This window comes from Symbiopectobacterium sp. (genome assembly GCF_047692315.1).
Taxonomy (GTDB): domain Bacteria; phylum Pseudomonadota; class Gammaproteobacteria; order Enterobacterales; family Enterobacteriaceae; genus Symbiopectobacterium.
Window position 1 is genome coordinate 112,366 of sequence record NZ_JBLLJS010000030.1, and the last position, 18,504, is coordinate 130,869.

Annotated in this window: 6 protein-coding genes and 6 pseudogenes; 11 read left to right on the top strand and 1 reads right to left on the bottom strand. The window is 53.1% G+C overall.

Annotated features, from left to right (window positions below):
- Positions 1–411: 411 nt before the first annotated feature.
- The 5 genes and pseudogenes from ACMZI0_RS19790 to ACMZI0_RS19810 all read left to right on the top strand — a co-directional run bounded on the left by ACMZI0_RS19790 (position 412) and on the right by ACMZI0_RS19810 (position 5,330).
- Positions 412–1,695 carry an MFS transporter gene (locus ACMZI0_RS19790; protein WP_415674268.1) on the top strand — a complete coding sequence of 428 codons (1,284 nt, stop codon included), beginning with the start codon at positions 412–414 and terminating at the stop codon, positions 1,693–1,695.
- Between the two features lie 62 nt (positions 1,696–1,757).
- The gene (gene garL, locus ACMZI0_RS19795; RefSeq protein WP_415674231.1) at positions 1,758–2,537 is read left to right on the top strand and encodes a 2-dehydro-3-deoxyglucarate aldolase; all 780 of its coding nucleotides are present in this window, start codon (positions 1,758–1,760) and stop codon (positions 2,535–2,537) included.
- A 56-nt stretch (positions 2,538–2,593) separates the two neighbouring features.
- Positions 2,594–3,477: pseudogene (garR, locus tag ACMZI0_RS19800) on the top strand (2-hydroxy-3-oxopropionate reductase).
- Positions 3,478–3,584: 107 nt separating this feature from the next.
- Positions 3,585–4,471: pseudogene (locus tag ACMZI0_RS19805) on the top strand (glycerate kinase).
- Positions 4,472–4,766: 295 nt separating this feature from the next.
- Positions 4,767–5,330: pseudogene (locus tag ACMZI0_RS19810) on the top strand (RBBP9/YdeN family alpha/beta hydrolase).
- 56 nt (positions 5,331–5,386) lie between these two features.
- Here ACMZI0_RS19810 and barA read toward each other — a convergent pair.
- A pseudogene (gene barA / locus ACMZI0_RS19815) lies at positions 5,387–8,162 on the bottom strand (two-component sensor histidine kinase BarA).
- 60 nt (positions 8,163–8,222) lie between these two features.
- Here barA and rlmD point away from each other — a divergent pair.
- From rlmD to ACMZI0_RS19845, 6 genes and pseudogenes are all read left to right on the top strand, one after another.
- A pseudogene (gene rlmD, locus ACMZI0_RS19820) lies at positions 8,223–9,628 on the top strand (23S rRNA (uracil(1939)-C(5))-methyltransferase RlmD).
- 9 nt (positions 9,629–9,637) lie between these two features.
- Positions 9,638–11,869 (top strand): GTP diphosphokinase, encoded by a 2,232-nt coding sequence (gene relA / locus ACMZI0_RS19825; RefSeq protein WP_415674232.1) that lies wholly within the window; start codon positions 9,638–9,640, stop codon positions 11,867–11,869.
- A gap of 72 nt (positions 11,870–11,941) precedes the next feature.
- Positions 11,942–12,739, top strand: coding sequence for a nucleoside triphosphate pyrophosphohydrolase (mazG, locus tag ACMZI0_RS19830; RefSeq protein WP_415674233.1), 798 nt, complete (start codon positions 11,942–11,944; stop codon positions 12,737–12,739).
- Between the two features lie 225 nt (positions 12,740–12,964).
- The gene (pyrG, locus tag ACMZI0_RS19835) at positions 12,965–14,602 is read left to right on the top strand and encodes a glutamine hydrolyzing CTP synthase (RefSeq protein ID WP_415674234.1); all 1,638 of its coding nucleotides are present in this window, start codon (positions 12,965–12,967) and stop codon (positions 14,600–14,602) included.
- A gap of 80 nt (positions 14,603–14,682) precedes the next feature.
- On the top strand, positions 14,683–15,984 hold the full coding sequence (gene eno / locus ACMZI0_RS19840; protein WP_415674235.1) for a phosphopyruvate hydratase: 1,302 nt from the start codon (positions 14,683–14,685) through the stop codon (positions 15,982–15,984).
- A 316-nt stretch (positions 15,985–16,300) separates the two neighbouring features.
- Positions 16,301–18,480: pseudogene (locus tag ACMZI0_RS19845) on the top strand (TonB-dependent receptor).
- The last annotated feature ends 24 nt before the right edge of the window (positions 18,481–18,504 follow it).

An 18,504-nucleotide genomic window follows, 5' to 3' on the forward strand; every position in this document is an offset into this window, starting at 1 on the left:
ACACTGTGCAATTTAATAGTATTTCCCTTATTTTTTTATAGATTATATGGCAAATAAACGATGGTGTGTGATTCTCTTCACTATTGTTGTCAGGCTAATAGTAAAACAAATTTTTATGTGATTGGATTCGCAGTTTATTGTGCATGTTCAAAAATAATGATTTTTATTTTCGCTAAATGCTATGCATTTGCACAATGATGTTCATTGCAGACCTTTTTATACTAGGGGGCTTTCAGATATTCGTAGCGGAAGATGATAACCATTATTTGCTTTTTTTTCTGTACCTATAATAACTCGCGTAACGAATTTTTTCGGTTCAGTCGAGTTGAAAACTAATCATCTCTTTTAAAAAAGAGGAATTCCTCATGAGCTCCGAAGCCATTAATATAAAAAACGGGATATGTTCGCTACATTATACTACTCATCATATTTATCGTGACGGCGATTAACTATGCCGACCGTGCCACATTATCTATCGCGGGTTCCGCTGTAGCGAAAGAGCTGCAACTGGATGCGGTACATATGGGATATATTTTCTCTGCGTTTGGCTGGTCATATCTTGCTATGCAGATCCCTGGTGGATGGTTGCTGGATCGCTTTGGTTCTAAAAAGGTCTACGCCTACAGTATCTTTTTCTGGTCACTGTTCACGTTCCTGCAAGGTTTTGTTGATTGGGTGCCGCTGGTATGGGCGCCGGTAACACTCTTTGCACTGCGCTTTATGCTGGGTTTTTCCGAGGCTCCGTCATTCCCGGCCAATGCCCGTATTACCGCGGCCTGGTTCCCAACCAAAGAGCGCGGCACGGCGTCTGCCATTTTTAACTCAGCACAATACTTCTCTCTGGCAATTTTTTCACCGTTCCTCGGGTGGCTGACCTACCAGTGGGGATGGGAGCATGTGTTCTTGTCCATGGGGCTTATTGGTTTTGTGCTGACCATTATTTGGGTCAAGTTTATTCATAACCCGACCGATCACCCAAGTGTTACGCCAGAAGAGGTTGCGTATATTTCTCAAGGCGGTGCTGTGGTTGATATGGACCACAAAAAAGAGGATGCCAAGAAAGATGCGCCGAAATGGGGTTACGTTAAACAGCTTTTGACGAACCGCATGATGCTGGGGATTTTCCTTGGTCAGTATTTCATTAACACCATCACATGGTTCTTCCTGACCTGGTTCCCTATTTATCTGGTCCAGGAAAAAGGAATGTCAATTCTGAAAGTAGGCATGGTTGCTGCGATTCCTGCACTGTATGGTTTTGCAGGCGGCGTATTGGGTGGTGTGTTCTCGGATGCCCTGTTAAAACGCGGATATTCATTAACTGTAGCGCGTAAAGTTCCCATTATTTTTGGCATGTTGCTCGCCACCAGCATCATTCTGTGTAACTACACGGACAGCAATACGTTGGTTGTGGCACTGATGGCGTTGGCTTTCTTCGGTAAAGGGTTTGGTGCATTGGGCTGGCCGGTTATTTCCGACACGGCACCAAAAGAAATTATCGGACTCTGTGGCGGCGTATTTAATGTGTTTGGTAACGTGGCTTCAATTGTTACGCCGTTGGTCATCGGTTATTTGGTTAAAGAATTGCACTCATTCAACAGCGCGCTGCTGTTTGTCGGTATCTCTGCGCTGATGGCAATGCTGTGCTACCTGTTGGTGGTCGGCGAAATCAAGCGTATGGAATTGAAGAAAAATTAATGGCGTCCTGGTGTTCCGATCGCCATTGTCATGTACGAATGTAAATGAAACAGAAGGTTATTATGAGTCTGACTGTATTTCCTAACCCATTTCGTCAAGATTTACATGCCGGGAAAACCCTGATCGGCTGCTGGTGTGCATTGGCAAACCCGATCTCTACTGAAGTGTTGGGGTTGGCCGGGTTTGACTGGCTGGTACTGGATGGCGAGCATGCACCGAACGACATCACCACCTTTATTCCTCAATTGATGGCCCTCAAGGGCAGCCACAGTGCGCCTGTGGTTCGCCCCCCTTGCAATGAGCCGGTGATCATCAAACATTTGCTGGATGTCGGTTTCTACAACTTCCTGATTCCTTTTGTAGAAACTGAAGAGGACGCGGTTCGCGCCGTGGCATCGACCCGCTATCCTCCGGCCGGGATTCGCGGCGTGTCGGTGGGGCATCGCAGCAATGCCTTTGGCACCATTCCGGATTATTTCGCCAAGATTAACGACAACATCACGGTGTTGGTGCAGATCGAAACCCAGGAGGGCGTCGACAACCTGGATGCCATCGCTGCGGTTGATGGTGTTGACGGTATTTTCGTCGGACCGGGCGATCTCTCTGCGGCACTGGGCTACCTGGGGCAACCGAACCACCCGGAAGTGCAGAAAGTTATCCGCCATATTTTTGAACGTGCGGCGGCGCACGGCAAACCGAGCGGCATTTTGGCGCCGGTTGAAGCGGATGCGCGTCGTTACCTGGAGTGGGGTGCCAGCTTTGTTGCCGTCGGCAGCGATCTGGGCGTGTTCCGCGGTGCCACGGCGGCGCTGTGTGACAAGTTTAAAAAGTCATTTGAATAAATCCGGGCCAGGCAGGCCATTAACGCATTTAACTATCGGACTACGGGGTTAACGCAATGAAAATTGGTTTTATTGGACTGGGTATTATGGGTAAACCGATGAGCAAAAACCTGATCAAGGCAGGTTACTCATTGGTGGTCTCTGACAGAAACAGCGCTATGGTCGCGGAAGTGGTCGCAGCGGGCGCCATCGCTGCAGAAACCGCGAAAGCGGTCGCCGAGCAGAGCGATATCATCATCACCATGCTGCCCAACTCGCCACATGTGAAAGAGGTGGTGCTGGGTGAAAACGGCGTTATCGACGGCGCACGCGAAGGTGCTGTTGTGATTGACATGAGCTCCATCGCTCCGTTGGCGAGCCGCGAAATTTCAGCCGCACTGGCAAAAAAGGTATCGCGATGCTGGATGCACCAGTGAGCGGTGGTGAGCCGAAAGCCATCGACGGCACGCTTTCCGTGATGGTGGGCGGCGACAAGGCGGTGTTCGATCGCTGTTACGACGTGATGAAGGCGATGGTGGGTTCCGTGGTGCACACCGGCGACATCGGTGTGGGCAACGTGACCAAACTGGCTAACCAGGTGATCGTGGCGTTGAATATCGCCGCCATGTCTGAAGCGCTGGTGTTGGCGACTAAAGCAGGTGTTAACCCGGATCTGGTGTATCAGGCGATCCGCGGCGGGTTGGCGGGCAGCACGGTGCTGGATGCCAAAGCGCCAATGGTGATGGATTGCAGCTTTAAGCCGGGCTTCCGTATCGATCTGCACATCAAAGATCTGGCGAATGCGCTGGATACCTCGCACGGCGTTGGCGCACAGTTGCCGTTAACGGCGGCGGTGATGGAAATGATGCAGGCGCTGAAAGCGGATGAGCTGGGAACGGCAGATCACTGTGCATTAGCACGGTACTACGAAAAGCTGGCCAAAGTTGAAGTGACTCGCTAAGGCAACAGGTCGGTACGACGACTATTCGATACCGACCTGACATACTGACCTGTAACGACTCCGCGGCCCGTTGAAACTGGTGGATCGTTTATGAAATCGGATCGTTTATGAAAATAGTTATCGCACCGGATTCTTATAAAGAGAGCTTGTCAGCACAGGAAGTTGCTACACAGATTGAAGCCGGTTTTCGGGAAGTTTTTCCTGACGCCAGCTACGTCAAGCTGCCCGTGGCGGATGGCGGCGAAGGTACGGTTGAAGCCATGGTGGCGGCCAGCGGATTGGAGCGGGTACCCCCTGCAAAACGCAATCCGTTGCTGACCACCAGCTATGGTACCGGCGAGTTGATCCGCAGCGCGCTGGATGCGCTCAAACGTGTCGACGTCAGCGAGCTGGATCAACGCATTAAAAGCTGCCGTTTTGAGGTGGCGTGCGATGTGACGAACCCGTTGACCGGCAAACTGGGCGCGTCTGCGGTGTTCGGGCCGCAAAAAGGGCGACGTCTGCGATGATCGTGCAGCTAGATAATGCCCTCAAGCATTACGCCGAGGTGATCCGTCACAGCCTGGATATCGATGTGGATCAGGTGCCGGGCGCCGGAGCGGCGGGGGGCATGGGGGCCGCGTTATTGGCCTTTTGCGGCGCGGAACTGCGTCAGGGTATCGAGATTGTCACTGAAGCGCTGGGGCTGGATGCATTGGTGCGGGATGCCTCTTTAGTCATTACCGGTGAAGGGCGCATCGATAGCCAAACGGTGCACGGCAAAGTGCCGATTGGCGTAGCACGCGTGGCGAAGCGTTACAACAAGCCGGTGGTCGCGATTGCGGGCAGCCTGACGGCGGATGTGGGCGTGGTACACGAACACGGTCTGGATGCGGTATTCAGCGTGCTTTACAACATCTGCTCTTTGGAGGAAGCGTTGGATAACGCGGCAGACAACGTGCGCATGACGGCACGTAACGTCGCAGCAACCATCAAGCTGGCGCAAACGCTCTAACAACTCTCTCTCTTCGCCAACTTTTCGTGGCGGCTCCTTTCTTCGTCGTCCCCGCGCTGGTGCCGGGGGCGACGCGCAATTAAAGATCCAAAATCAGCTCATTTTGTTACTGATGGTGCGGGCCGCTCTGTGCTGTCGGACGCAAAGAACTAATATTGAAGTCTATCGATAAAATCTGACTTTTCAGCCTGTTCAGCGAGCGTTAGTGTATATGAATAAACTCATCGGCCTACTCCTTGCGCTGGTAGTCGCATTGTCTGGCTGTACATCCTCATCAAGCACACGGCAATCAAACATGCACATATACATTGTCCACGGATACGGCGCTTCACCGTCAGAGCATTGGTTCGCTTGGCTCAAACGCGAGATGGCAAAAAAGGGAGCTACGGTTTCCATCATTAATTTACCCACGCCTGATGCTCCCCAACCGGACGAGTGGCAACGAGCCCTTGAGACACAGGTGGCATCCCTTGATAAAAATATCTACTTTGTTGCGCACAGCCTTTTCTGAATTATATTGTTGATATTAATTGAAAAAAACCCGAAAAAAGAACCCATCGGCGGCTATATTCTGGTCTCCGGCTTCAATGACAGCCTGCCGATTCTCCCGCAACTCGACAGCTTCATAAAGCCAGACATTGATTATGACAGGCTAGCTCGCAGGGCGAACACTCGGGTTGTCATTGCGGCTGATGATGATTCCGTCGTTCCTTTCAGATTCAGTCAGTCGTTGGCAAAATCCCTGCATGCCGAGTTTATCCCGGTTGAGCATGGCAACCACTTTCTGGGGAGTGATGGCTTCACCGAATTCCCTCTAGTACTGGCGGAACTGCAAAAGGCCGTGGCATCAAGACGGTGAATTGCTGACTCAATCTGACATCCAGAATCCGATCTGGTCGCCACAATGCCTGCTGACTACTGCAAATGCGCCTGAGCGGCCTGGCGCACATTGGTGATTTCATCGAGCAATTCCAGCCATTCCGGTTCCAGCTCAAGCAGTGCTGTTCCTTTACGCAGTTCGGTTTCTAGCGTGTAACACAGTTGCTTCAGGCGCGGCACGCCGCTGTAGCCGCAACTGCCGTGCAATTTGTGAATGAGAGGGAGCGTGTCTTCAACCGGGTGGCCCGCTAACAACGTTTCGACGTGTTGCTGTACGCCGGGTAAGGTATCCAGCAGCATTTGGAGCAGATCGCGCGCCAGATCGGGCTTATTGGCTGCCTGACGCGTTGCCAGTGACCAGTCGAGCGAAAGCTGGCTGTCATCATGTTCCGTCAGCAAGTGCGCAATGCCGTCGTTCTCGCTATCAGCCTGTGTGTTCTGCGGTCGGGTATAGCGCGCCAATACCGATGCCAGCATTTGTTCGTCAATCGGCTTGGCCAGATAACCGTCCATCCCCGCTTGCAGTAATGATTTGCGCTCGTCGCTCAGCGAATGGGCGCTGACGGCAATAATCGACGTTGTGGCATGGCGGGAAAGCTGGCGAATATGTTCGCTGGCGCGAATGCCATCCATGCCGGGCATTTGAATATCCATCAGTATGACGTCGATATCCTGCATTGCCGCCTGCGCGATAGCCTCTTCACCGCTGTCGCACAGCAGTGTGTTTTCTACCTGCTCTGCCAGCAAGGTTCCGATCAGTTTCAGGTTGGCCGGATTGTCATCTACCGCCATAACACACAGCGGCAAGCGTGGTGTTGGCAGCAGCGCGGTGCGCGGTTCCGGCAGCAAGGATAACTGCTGAACCAGCAGACCTTCCTGTATTAACGGCAACAGGCGTACCGCAGAAAGCGGTTTGCTCAGGCAGGCGTGGATACCGAAGGATTTCAACTGTTCGGCATCCATTTGCGCCAGACTGGGCAAGGCCAGAATAACGCAGGGCGCTTTGCGGCTCATGTGGCGCAGTTGTGAGGCGTAATCCAGCAAGGTGTTGCGATGGCGAACCGGTACGCCGAGCAGCAAGATATCGAAATGTTGCGTCGGTAGCTGTTCAAGCGTAGGACTAAAGTGCACCTGCAACGGCGTTTGCCCCAGAATATCCAACCCGGTTTGCGCGGCGGAAGCGTTGGCTTCCACATAGGCAATGCTGTGCCCTTGCAGCAGGACGAAATTATTCTCTTCCACGGTGCTGTTTGGGTCGCAGGTCAACGTGATGTGGAACCAAAAGGTGGAGCCTTGGTTTACTGTGCTTTGGAAGTGGATATCGCCGCCCATCTCTTTCACCAGCCGCTGGGTGATAACCAGCCCCAGCCCGGTGCCGCCATGGCGGCGGGAGATGCTGGTATCTGCCTGGCGAAATGCCTGAAACAGCTGCGCCTGTTGCCCTTCGGCGATGCCAATACCGGTATTTCGGATCTGAATTTCCAACTCCAGACGTTTATGGCTCTGACGGCAGCGTTCAACGCGGATATCGATATTGCCCTTTTCGGTAAATTTGATGGCATTGCCCAGCAGGTTGGTGATCACCTGTTGCAGACGCATCGGATCGCCGATAAAGCGTTCGGGTACGCCGGGTTGAATGTTAAGCGTAAGATCCAGCCCTTTCCCATGGGCGGTATGCGCTAACAGAGTGATCACATCATCCAGCGTGTTATGCAGTGAGAACGGGATATTTTCCAACACCAGTTTGCCCACTTCCAGCTTGGAGAAATCCAGTACGTCATTGATGATGGCCAGCAGATTGTTGGCGGATCGTTCGATAGTGCGTAAATAGTCCCTCTAGGTGGCGGTTAACGTGGTTTTCAGCGTTTGGCGGGTAAAACCGATAACCCCGTTGAGCGGAGTGCGCAGCTCGTGCGACATGTTGGCTAAAAATTCGGACTTGATACGTGCCGCCTCTTGCGCCCGCTTTTTCGCCAAACCCAGTTCGACGTTCTGGATCTCCATCTGTTCCAGGGTTTCCCTCAGATCGTAGGTAGCTTGATCGATGTTTTGCTGCATCTCCTCATGGTAGGCGGTCAGGGACATTGCCATGGCGTTGATGCCATTTTTCAGCATATCCAGCTCACCCAGCATGCATCCTTCCGCACGGCTGTCCAATTGGCCGCGACGGATACGATCGACGGTATCCACCATATTACGTATCGGCTTGGTGACATCCCGTACCAGCCGATAGGCAAAGAGCCCGGCAATGCCTATACATGCCAGCATTAACAGCGTCGCGATAAAACGTCTCCTGATATTGCTGTAGCAGGATGGAATCCATATCCAGCTCCAGCAGCACATAACCCACGGTGGTGCCGGGACGCTCGACCTTGCCCGCATGGCGGGTAAATTCCGGGCCGATAATGATAGGCATATGCAGCAACAGCTTGTCATCGACCGAATGTGAGTGTAGCCCGGCTGGCATCTGCTGCTGCTTCACTGCATCGAGAAGCTGCGTGATGTGGCGTGAATCCGTGCTGAACAATACCTGGTGTTGCGCGTTAGTGATGATGATGGATCGCACAATGTCGGAATGACGACGATGTAACATATTGATCAGCAGCTGAATCATCTCTTGTTGATTCGATACCATCGAGTAGGCGGCAACGGCGGAGAGCGGTTCAATAATGCTGGCACCGGCGCTGGCAAGCTGATCCTGCAACTGGTTGTTGCGGTGAATAACGAAGAAGGTACTGAGCAGCAGTCCGATAATTAACGTCGGAGCCAGGATCAGTATCATCATGCGGGCACGCAGACTGTATTTGGTCATGAGGTTCCAATGTGGGAGAATTAGGCCCAGACGTTCAGCTTAAAGACACAGTTGTAAACTATGGCGCAATTCTACTCTCCAAACCGGCGTGTGACGACCCTGCAAACCATTAACGTGACAGTGACCGATCTCGATCCTTTCGGGCAAGGGGTGGCGCGTCACCAAGGTAAAACCGTTTTCGTGCCCGGCGTGTTGCTGGAGGAACAGGCGGAGATCCGACTGACGGAAGATAAACGCCAGTATGCGCGCGGTGAACTTAAACGGCTGCTGACGCGCAGCGCGTTGAGCCTCGTTGCCCGTATTTTGGCGTGTGCGGCGGCTGCCAGCAGCAGCATGCCGATGTTGCGTTGCAACAGCGCAGTAAATCGGCCGCGTTGCAAAAGCTGATGACGCGAGAAACCGGGCAAACGCTGACGGATATCGGGCTGATTGCGGGGCCGGCCTATGGCTACCGTCGGCGTGCGCGTCTTGCGTTATACTTTTTGACGGGTGACAAGCCGGCGTCTGCGGGCGGGAAATCGTCAGCCAGCGCGAAGACAATGCCTAAACGTCAGTCGGGTTTGCGCATGGGGTATCGTCAGGGGCAATCTCACGATGTGGTGGATATCGCCACGTGTCCGGTGCTGGCTCCAGAGCTTGATGCCTTGTTAGCTCCGCTGCGCGCCTGTCTGAGCCAGTTGCAGGGGGTGAAACGGCTCGGGCACGTTGAACTGGTGCTGGCGGATAACGGCCCGCTGCTGGTGCTGCGCCATCTCGATGCTTTGAGCGCGGCGGATACTGATGCCTTACGCGTGTTTTCCGTGGCGCACCAGGTGGCTGTCTATCTGGCACCGGAGGCGGATGTGGTCACGTCCCTGACGGGGGATACGCCGGTTTATAGCGTGAGTGGCATGGTCCTCACATTCAGTCCGCGCGATTTTATTCAGGTCAATGACGCGGTGAATCAGCAGATGGTGGCGCAAGCGCTGGCGTGGCTGGATGTGTAGCCGCAAGACCGCATTCTGGATCTGTTTTGCAGCATGGGTAATTTCACCTTGCCACTGGCGGCGCGCGCGGCAGAGGTGGTCGGGGTCGAAGGTGTGCCTGCGTTGGTGGAGAAGGGGCGAGAGAATGCGCGCCGTAACGGCTTGTCTAACGTCACATTTTCTCACCAAAATCTCGACGAGGATGTTGCGCAACAGTCCTGGAGCGCCCAGGGATTTGATAAGATACTGCTAGACCCGGCACGCGCCGGGGCGGTGGAAGTGATGCCGCAAATTGTTAAACTTGCGCCACAGCGAGTGGTCTATGTTTCGTGTAACCCCACCACGTTGGCGCGGGACAGTAAAGTGCTGCTGGCCGCGGGTTATACGTTGGCGCAAGTCGCCATGTTGGATATGTTTCCTCACACCGGCCACCTTGAATCGATGGCACTGTTTTTGCAGCGTTCTGGTAAGGCGGCACGCTCTGGCAAAGCGGCATTGTAGGGAGAATTTATGGTTGCGGTAAGAAGTGCGCATTTGAATACGGACGGCGAGTTTGTGCCAGATGCCTGGATTGCATCGTTGGGCATCAATAATCAGCAGTCGTGTGAACGCTTAGCCGAGACCTGGCGCTACTGTGAACAGCATACGCAGGGACATCCCGATGCGATGTTGCTGTTATGGCGCGGCATTGAAATGGTGGAGATCCTCTCCACGCTCAGCATGGATAACGACAGCATGCGCGCGGCGATGCTGTTCCCGCTGGCGGATTCTGGCGCGGTGGATGAAGAGACACTGCGCGAAGCGTTTGGCAAGAATATCGTCGATTTGGTGCACGGCGTGCGCGATATGGATGCTATCCGCCAGTTGAAAGCGACGCAAAATGATTCTGTCGCTTCTGAGCAGGTGGACAACATTCGCCGTATGCTGCTGGCCATGGTGGAAGACTTCCGCTGCGTGGTGATCAAGCTGGCGGAGCGAATCGCGCACCTGCGTGAAGTGAAAGACGCTCCGGAAGAAGAGCGCGTATTGGCGGCCAAAGAGTGTACCAACATTTACGCGCCATTGGCGAATTGCCTCGGTATCGGTCAGCTCAAATGGGAGCTGGAAGATTTCTGCTTCCGCTATCTGCACCCTGACGAGTACAAAAAGATTGCCAAACTGTTGCACGAGCGCAGGATTGACCGTGAACAGTACATTGACGATTTTGTAAAAACGCTGCACACCGCGATGGCGGGCGAGGGCGTGAAGGCCGAGATCTATGGCCGGCCCAAGCATATCTACAGCATCTGGCGCAAGATGCAGAAGAAATCCTTGTCGTTCGATGAGCTGTTTGATGTTCGCGCGGTGCGTATTGTGGTTGAACGCTTGCAAGACTGCTATGCGGCGCTGGGTATTGTGCACACACACTATCGCCACTTGCCGGACGAGTTCGACGACTACGTGGCAAACCCGAAACCTAACGGCTACCAGTCCATTCACACCGTGGTGTTAGGGCCGGGGGGCAAAACCCTTGAGATCCAGATTCGCACCAAACAGATGCATGAAGATGCAGAGTTGGGCGTTGCGGCGCACTGGAAATACAAAGAGGGCACTGCGGTGGGCGGGCGCTCGGGTTATGAAGGGCGTATTGCCTGGCTGCGTAAACTGCTCTCCTGGCAGGATGAGATGGCCGATTCGGACGAAATGCTGGACGAAGTGCGCAGCCAGGTCTTCGACGACCGCGTCTACGTGTTTACGCCGAAAGGGGATGTAGTCGACCTGCCGGAGGGTTCCACGCCGCTGGATTTTGCCTACCATATTCACAGCGATATCGGGCATCGCTGCATCGGGGCTAAAATTGGCGGCCGTATTGTGCCCTTTACCTATCAGTTGCAGATGGGCGATCAGATTGAAATCATCACCCAGAAGCAGCCGAACCCTAGCCGCGACTGGCTGAACCCGAATCTGGGCTATATCACCACCAGCCGTGGGCGCTCCAAAATCCACAACTGGTTCCGCAAGCAAGATCGTGACAAGAATATTCTTGCGGGCCGCCAGATTCTGGATAACGAACTGGAGCATTTAGGTATCAGTTTGAAGGCGGCTGAGAAGCTGCTGCTGCCGCTCTATAACATCAACTCTCTCGATGAGTTGCTGGCGGGCATTGGCGGCGGGGATATCCGTCTCAACCAGATGGTGAATTTCCTTCAGACGCAGCTCAATCAGCCCAGCGCCGAGGAGCAGGATCGCGAGGCTCTGCGCCAGCTCACCCAGCAGAAAGCGCCCCCGCAGAGCAGCCGTAAAGATAGCGACCGCATTGTGGTAGAAGGGGTTGGCAATCTAATGCACCATATTGCGCGTTGTTGCCAGCCGATACCGGGCGATGAGATCATTGGCTTCATCACCCGTGGGCGCGGCATCTCTATCCATCGCGCCGACTGTGAGCAACTGGACGATCTGCGCAGCCATGCGCCGGAGCGGATTGTTGATGCCGTGTGGGGGGAAAGCTACTCCAGCGGCTATTCGCTGACGGTACGTGTAACGGCCAACGATCGCAGCGGGTTACTGCGTGATATCACCATCATTTTGGCGAATGAAAAGGTGAACGTGCTGGGCGTATCCAGTCGCAGCGATACCAAACAGCAGATCGCGGTGATCGACATGGAGATCGAGATCTACAATCTTCAGGTGTTAGGCAGAGTGCTGGCGAAGCTCAACCAACTGCTGGATGTCATTGACGCGCGCCGCCAGCAAGGGGCGTAATCGCAAAAAAGGCGTCGTTTCCGGCACGCGCCGGGAACGGCGTTTTTTTATCATTTATTTCAGGAATCAGGCATGACAGCAGCGGCTATTGAACGTCTTCTCGCCATTATGAAAACCTTGCGCGATCCGGAAAACGGTTGCCCGTGGGATCGCAAACAAACCTTCGACACCATCGCACCTTACACGCTGGAAGAGACGTACGAGGTGCTGGACGCGATTTCGCGCAAGGATTTTGACGATCTGCGCAGTGAGTTGGGAGATCTGCTGTTTCAGGTGGTGTTTTACGCCCAGATGGCGCAAGAACAGGAGCGGTTTGATTTCTCAGCGGTGTGCGACGCCATCAGCGACAAGCTGGAGCGGCGGCACCCGCATATTTTTGGCGATGCAACGCTCACCGACAGTGATGCGGTGCTTGCCAACTGGGAGCAAACCAAATCCCAGGAGCGTGCAGAGAAAGCCCGCTATTCGGTGCTGGATGATATTCCTGACGCGCTACCTGCTTTGATGAAGTCGCACAAAATTCAGCAGCGTTGCGCGTCTGTCGGTTTCGACTGGAATAGTCTGGGGCCGGTGGTCGACAAAGTGTATGAAGAGATCGATGAAGTGATGCACGAAGCCTGGCAGGCAGTGGTGGATGAAGAAAAACTGGCTGAAGAGGTGGGCGATCTGCTGTTCGCTACCGTCAATCTCTCGCGACATCTTGGTCAAAAAGCCGAAAACGCGCTTCAGGCGGCAAACCGCAAATTCAGTCGCCGTTTCCGTCAGGTAGAACAGATTGTTATCGCCTCGGGAAAAACAGTCGAACAAGCATCGCTTGAAGAAATGGATGCTGCCTGGGAGCAGGTAAAACGGCAGGAAAAGGCCGGTTAGAGTATTTTATCAACCAAACAGCATTTTTTTGCAGTTTTATTGTTTATATTTATGATTTATAACATTATATTTATAGTAATTTGTGCGTGATATGTCGGTTTGACCACGGCGTTACGATCGTCACAATGACGAAAAGCAACATTTGTAGCCTTCATCAGGTTCAGGTATACTACTTTCCCGTCTTGGTACTTCACATTGTTATAAACCTAAACTCTCAGGTTCAGCATGACAACTAATTATATTTTTGTGACCGGCGGGGTCGTATCCTCTCTGGGTAAAGGCATTGCCGCAGCCTCTCTGGCGGCTATTCTTGAAGCCCGTGGCCTCAACGTTACCATCATGAAACTGGACCCATACATCAACGTGGATCCGGGCACGATGAGCCCGACGCAGCACGGTGAAGTGTTTGTCACCGAAGACGGTGCGGAAACCGATCTTGACTTGGGCCACTATGAGCGCTTTATTCGCACCAAAATGACGCGCCGCAACAACTTCACCACAGGTCGTATCTACTCCGATGTGCTGCGCAAAGAGCGTCGCGGCGACTATCTGGGGGCGACTATCCAGGTGATTCCGCATATCACCAATGCCATTAAAGAACGCATCATTGAAGGTGGCGAAGGCCACGACGTAGTGTTGGTGGAAATCGGTGGGACTGTGGGTGATATCGAATCTCTGCCGTTCCTTGAAGCGATTCGGCAGATGGCGGTGGAAGTCGGTCGCGAGCATACCCTGTTTATGCACCTGACGCTGGTGCCTTATCTGGCGGCAGCGGGCGAAGTGAAGACCAAGCCGACTCAGCACTCTGTAAAAGAGCTGCTTTCAATCGGTATTCAGCCGGATGTGCTGATTTGCCGTTCTGACCGTACCGTGCCCGCCAACGAGCGTGCAAAGATTGCTTTATTCTGTAATGTGCCGGAAAAAGCAGTAATCTCCTTAAAAGATATTGATTCGATTTATAAAATCCCGGCGCTCTTGAAATCGCAGGGATTGGACGATTATATTTGTAAACGATTCAGCTTAAATTGCCCGGAAGCAGACCTGTCCGAATGGGAACAGGTTGTCTATCAGGAAGCCAATCCGGGTGGCGAAGTCACCATCGGGATGGTGGGCAAATACGTCGCACTGCCGGATGCCTACAAATCGGTGATCGAAGCGCTCAAGCACGGCGGGCTGAAAAATCGCCTTACCGTCAACATTAAGCTGATCGATTCGCAGGATGTAGAAACGCGTGGCGTTGAAGTTCTCAAAGATCTTGATGCTATCTTGATCCCAGGGGGGTTCGGCTACCGGGGTGTTGGGGGTAAAATCATGGCGGCGCATTACGCCCGTGAGAATAACATCCCTTATCTGGGCATTTGCCTGGGAATGCAAGTCGCATTGATGGAGTTTGCCCGTAACGTTGTGGGCATGGAAGCGGCAAACTCTACGGAATTTGTGCCAGACTGTAAGTTCCCGGTCGTCGCGCTCATCACCGAATGGCGTGATGAAGAGGGCAACCTCGAAGTGCGCAGCGAAGAGAGCGATCTGGGCGGCACCATGCGCGTAGGCGGTCAAGCATGCCATCTGGCAGAGGGCAGTCTGGTGCGTGAGATGTACGGTGAGGCGACCATTATTGAACGTCACCGCCACCGTTATGAAGTGAATAACATGCTGTTGAAACAAATTGAAGCAGCGGGACTGCGCGTTGCTGGTCTTTCCGCCGACCGCAAGCTGGTGGAGATTGTTGAACTCCCAGAGCATCCGTGGTTCGTGGCCTGTCAGTTCCATCCGGAATTTACATCGACGCCGCGGGATGGGCATCCCCTGTTTGCCGGCTTTGTTAAAGCCGCTGGTGCTTACCAAAAGCGTCAGGTGAAGTAAGGGTTTTTCAGCAACGCGCGGTCCAGTACCGCGCGTTGTTCGTCTAAGGTTTTAGTTTAACTTGTACTGAGGAAAATCTAATGTCCAAAATCGTTAAAGTCATCGGCCGTGAAATCATCGACTCACGCGGAAACCCGACCGTTGAAGCCGAAGTTCACCTGGAAGGGGGCTTTGTAGGTCTGGCCGCTGCACCGTCAGGTGCATCTACCGGTTCTCGCGAAGCGCTGGAACTGCGTGATGGCGACAAATCCCGTTTCCTGGGCAAAGGCGTAACCAAAGCCGTTGCCGCTGTGAACGGACTGCTGGCACAGGCCATTCTGGGCAAAGATGCCAAAGATCAGGCTGCCATCGACCAAATCATGATCGACCTGGACGGTACTGACAACAAATCCAACTTTGGTGCTAACGCTATTCTGGCCGTTTCTCTGGCTAACGCCAAAGCTGCTGCTGCGTCCAAAGGCCAACCGCTGTACGAACACATCGCTGAACTGAACGGCACTCCGGGTAAATTCTCCATGCCTCTGCCGATGATGAATATCATCAACGGTGGCGAACACGCTGACAACAACGTTGATATCCAGGAGTTCATGATTCAACCTGTTGGCGCGAAAACGGTGAAAGAAGCGATCCGTATCGGTTCTGAAGTGTTCCATCATCTGGCTAAGGTGCTGAAAGGCAAAGGCCTGAACACTGCTGTGGGTGACGAAGGTGGCTACGCGCCGAACCTGGGTTCCAACGCCGAAGCACTGGCTGTTATCGCTGAAGCGGTAAAAAATGCCGGTTATGTGCTGGGCAAAGACGTTACGCTGGCAATGGACTGTGCGGCTTCTGAGTTCTACAACAAAGAAACGGGTAACTACGAACTGAAAGGCGAAGGCAAAACCTTCTCTTCTCAAGAGTTCACGCACTACCTGGAAGGCCTGACCGAAGAGTATCCGATCGTTTCTATCGAAGACGGTCTGGACGAATCTGACTGGGAAGGTTTTGCTTACCAGACTAAAGTGCTGGGCGACAAAATCCAGCTGGTGGGTGACGACCTGTTCGTAACCAACACCAAGATCCTGAAAGAAGGCATCGAAAAAGGTATTGCTAACTCCATCCTGATCAAATTCAACCAGATCGGCTCTCTGTCCGAAACGCTGGCTGCTATCAAGATGGCGAAAGATGCAGGCTACACTGCCGTTATCTCTCACCGTTCTGGCGAAACCGAAGACGCTACCATTGCCGATCTGGCAGTAGGTACGGCTGCTGGCCAGATCAAAACCGGTTCCATGAGCCGTTCTGACCGTGTTGCCAAGTACAACCAGCTGATCCGTATCGAAGAAGCACTGGCTAGCCGTGCTGCATTCAACGGTCTGAAAGAAGTGAAAGGCCAGGCGTAATCGCCTGTCTGCATCGGGCGTTCGCGCCCGGTGATAAAAACCCGGAAGGGCTTCGGCGCTTCCGGGTTTTTTTATGCCATTATCCTGTCGCTATCCTCAATCTGGATGCTGATTTTTTCGGCACGCGCTTGCCTCTTTGGGGGTAAGATATCTCCTCATCAAGATTAATATTTTATTTTTCAATAAATTATCTATTGATCTCGGGCAATGAGAACGAGTTTTCTTCTTAAAAAGCGTCTCGTATCTTTGCATGTTGCGATTCAATATGTAAAAAAATACATATTGATAACCAAAATACAAAACTGAGATAAAGAAAATGACAATGCAGAAACGGAAAACCAGTATTCGTTGGCTATTGCCCGCGTTATTGGCCGCGTCGCCTTCCTCATGGTCCGCTGAGGCTAACGTCAAGCTGGAAGGGGATAAAAAAAGAAGATGTGCTCATGGTAACCGCCAAACCGGCAGAAGATTCGCCAAACTTCGCAGGGGTAGGGATGAGCACTGATGCCGTTGAGATTGGCCCTCTTGGCAAGCGCGATCGTATCGATACGCCTTATTCCACCACCACGGTGACCTCCACCATGATCGCCAACCAACAGGCGAAGAACGTCAACGATTTGCTGAAATACAGCGCTTCAGCGCAGATGCAGGCGCGCGGCGGCATTGATGTGGGGCGCCCGCAAAGTCGCGGCATGCAAGGGGATGTGCTGGCGAACAGTCGTCTCGATGGACTAAATATCATTTCCACTACCGCATTTCCGGTCGAGATGCTGGAGCGACTTGATGTGATCAATAGCCTGACCGGTGCGCTGTATGGCCCTGCCAGCCCGGCCGGGCAATTTAACTTTGTGCAAAAAAGACCCACCGCGCAAACCTTGAACCGTTTTACAGCCGGTTACTCCAGCAAAGGTGCAGCTTCGGGGCACGCGGATCTGGGCGGTCATGTGGGCGACAATGACCAGTTAGGCTACCGCATTAACCTGCTGCATGACGAGGGGGAAGGCAGCGTCAGCGACAGCACACTGCGGCGGCGTTTGGCCAGCGTAGCACTGGGCTGGAATATCTCTCCAGATACCGTGTTGGAATTTAACGCCAGCGAATACCGCTTTAAGAAAATGGGTTATGCGGGTGGTTTTTCCTACGGACCGAACGTCCAACTGCCCAGCGCACCGGATGTTACCCGAAAAGGATACGGGCAATCTTTTGCAGGCTTGGATCTGGTGACGAAAACCGTCAGTTCTCGTATAAAACACTTCTTCAATAACAATTGGTCTGTGACTGGCGGCGTGGGTTACCAGACCGCCGATCGCGGTATGCGCACGATTTCAAACAAGTTGTCGAGTAATTCAGACACTATAACCACTGGGTTTACCCAACCTTATACCGCTGGGCGATTCCGAGTTCTCAGCAATACGCTACAGCTTAATGGCCACATCGACACTGCGGGGCCTTCGCATGATGTGGTATTGAGTACGACGGGATTCCAGTGGACCAACTATGCTGCGCTGGGTGAGGATAAAGAGTTTACCCTGGGATCAAGCCCTCTTAATGCCCCACGACGCTACGATGACCCGAGTAATGGACGTTTCTATGTTGGGTCTGGACGCTATAAGTCCAGTCGCAGCAGCCAGCAATCGGTGACAGCAGGGGGTACTATTACGTTCAATGAGCGTTGGTCGGCGATGGGGGTGATTAGTCAAAGTTGGCTTACGTCTCACAGCTATGGTGCTAAAAGCAGTTCACAGCATAACGACGGTGTCAGCCCGACAGTGTCGCTGATGTATAAAATTGTACCGAATGTAATGACCTACATTGCCTATGCTGATTCACTGGAACAAGGCGGTGTCGCACCTAAAACGGCGAAGAACTATGGGCAAGTGCTGAACCCCTACCGCAGCACCCAGTATGAGGCCGGGGTGAAATCCCAATGGGAAGATATGAATGTGAATGCAGCGCTGTTTCGTCTGGAGCGTCCGTTTGCTTATACCGGGGATGACGATATCTACAAGGAGCAGGGCAAGCAAGTTAACTACGGGTTTAGAACTGATGGCAGACGGTGAAGCTTTGGCGGGGTTGCATCTGTTTGGCAGCATGACGCTGCTTGATCCTAAGCTTAAAGACACCAGTTCAGTGGCCACTCGTGATAAACGTGTAGTTGGAGTACCGAAATTCCAGGCTAACCTGCTGGCGGAGTATAGCCACCCAAGCGCCCCGAATATGGTCTATCAGGCGAACCTGCACTACACCGGTAAGCGTGCGGCCAACGACACCAATACGACCTGGGCTTCGGGTTTCACCACGCTGGATCTCGGTGCGCGCTATGCCTTTAAATTGCATGACAAAAATGCCGCAGTGCGCGTGATGGTGAATAACGTCACGAATGAGCGCTATTGGGCTTCGCTCTTTCCGGGACGAAACGATGGTTCCAATGGTTCCGCTAATGCTTTTCTGGGCGAACCGCGTGAAATCCGCGCTTCTCTCTCCGTTGACTGGTGATGCCATGACTCAATCGATGATGCG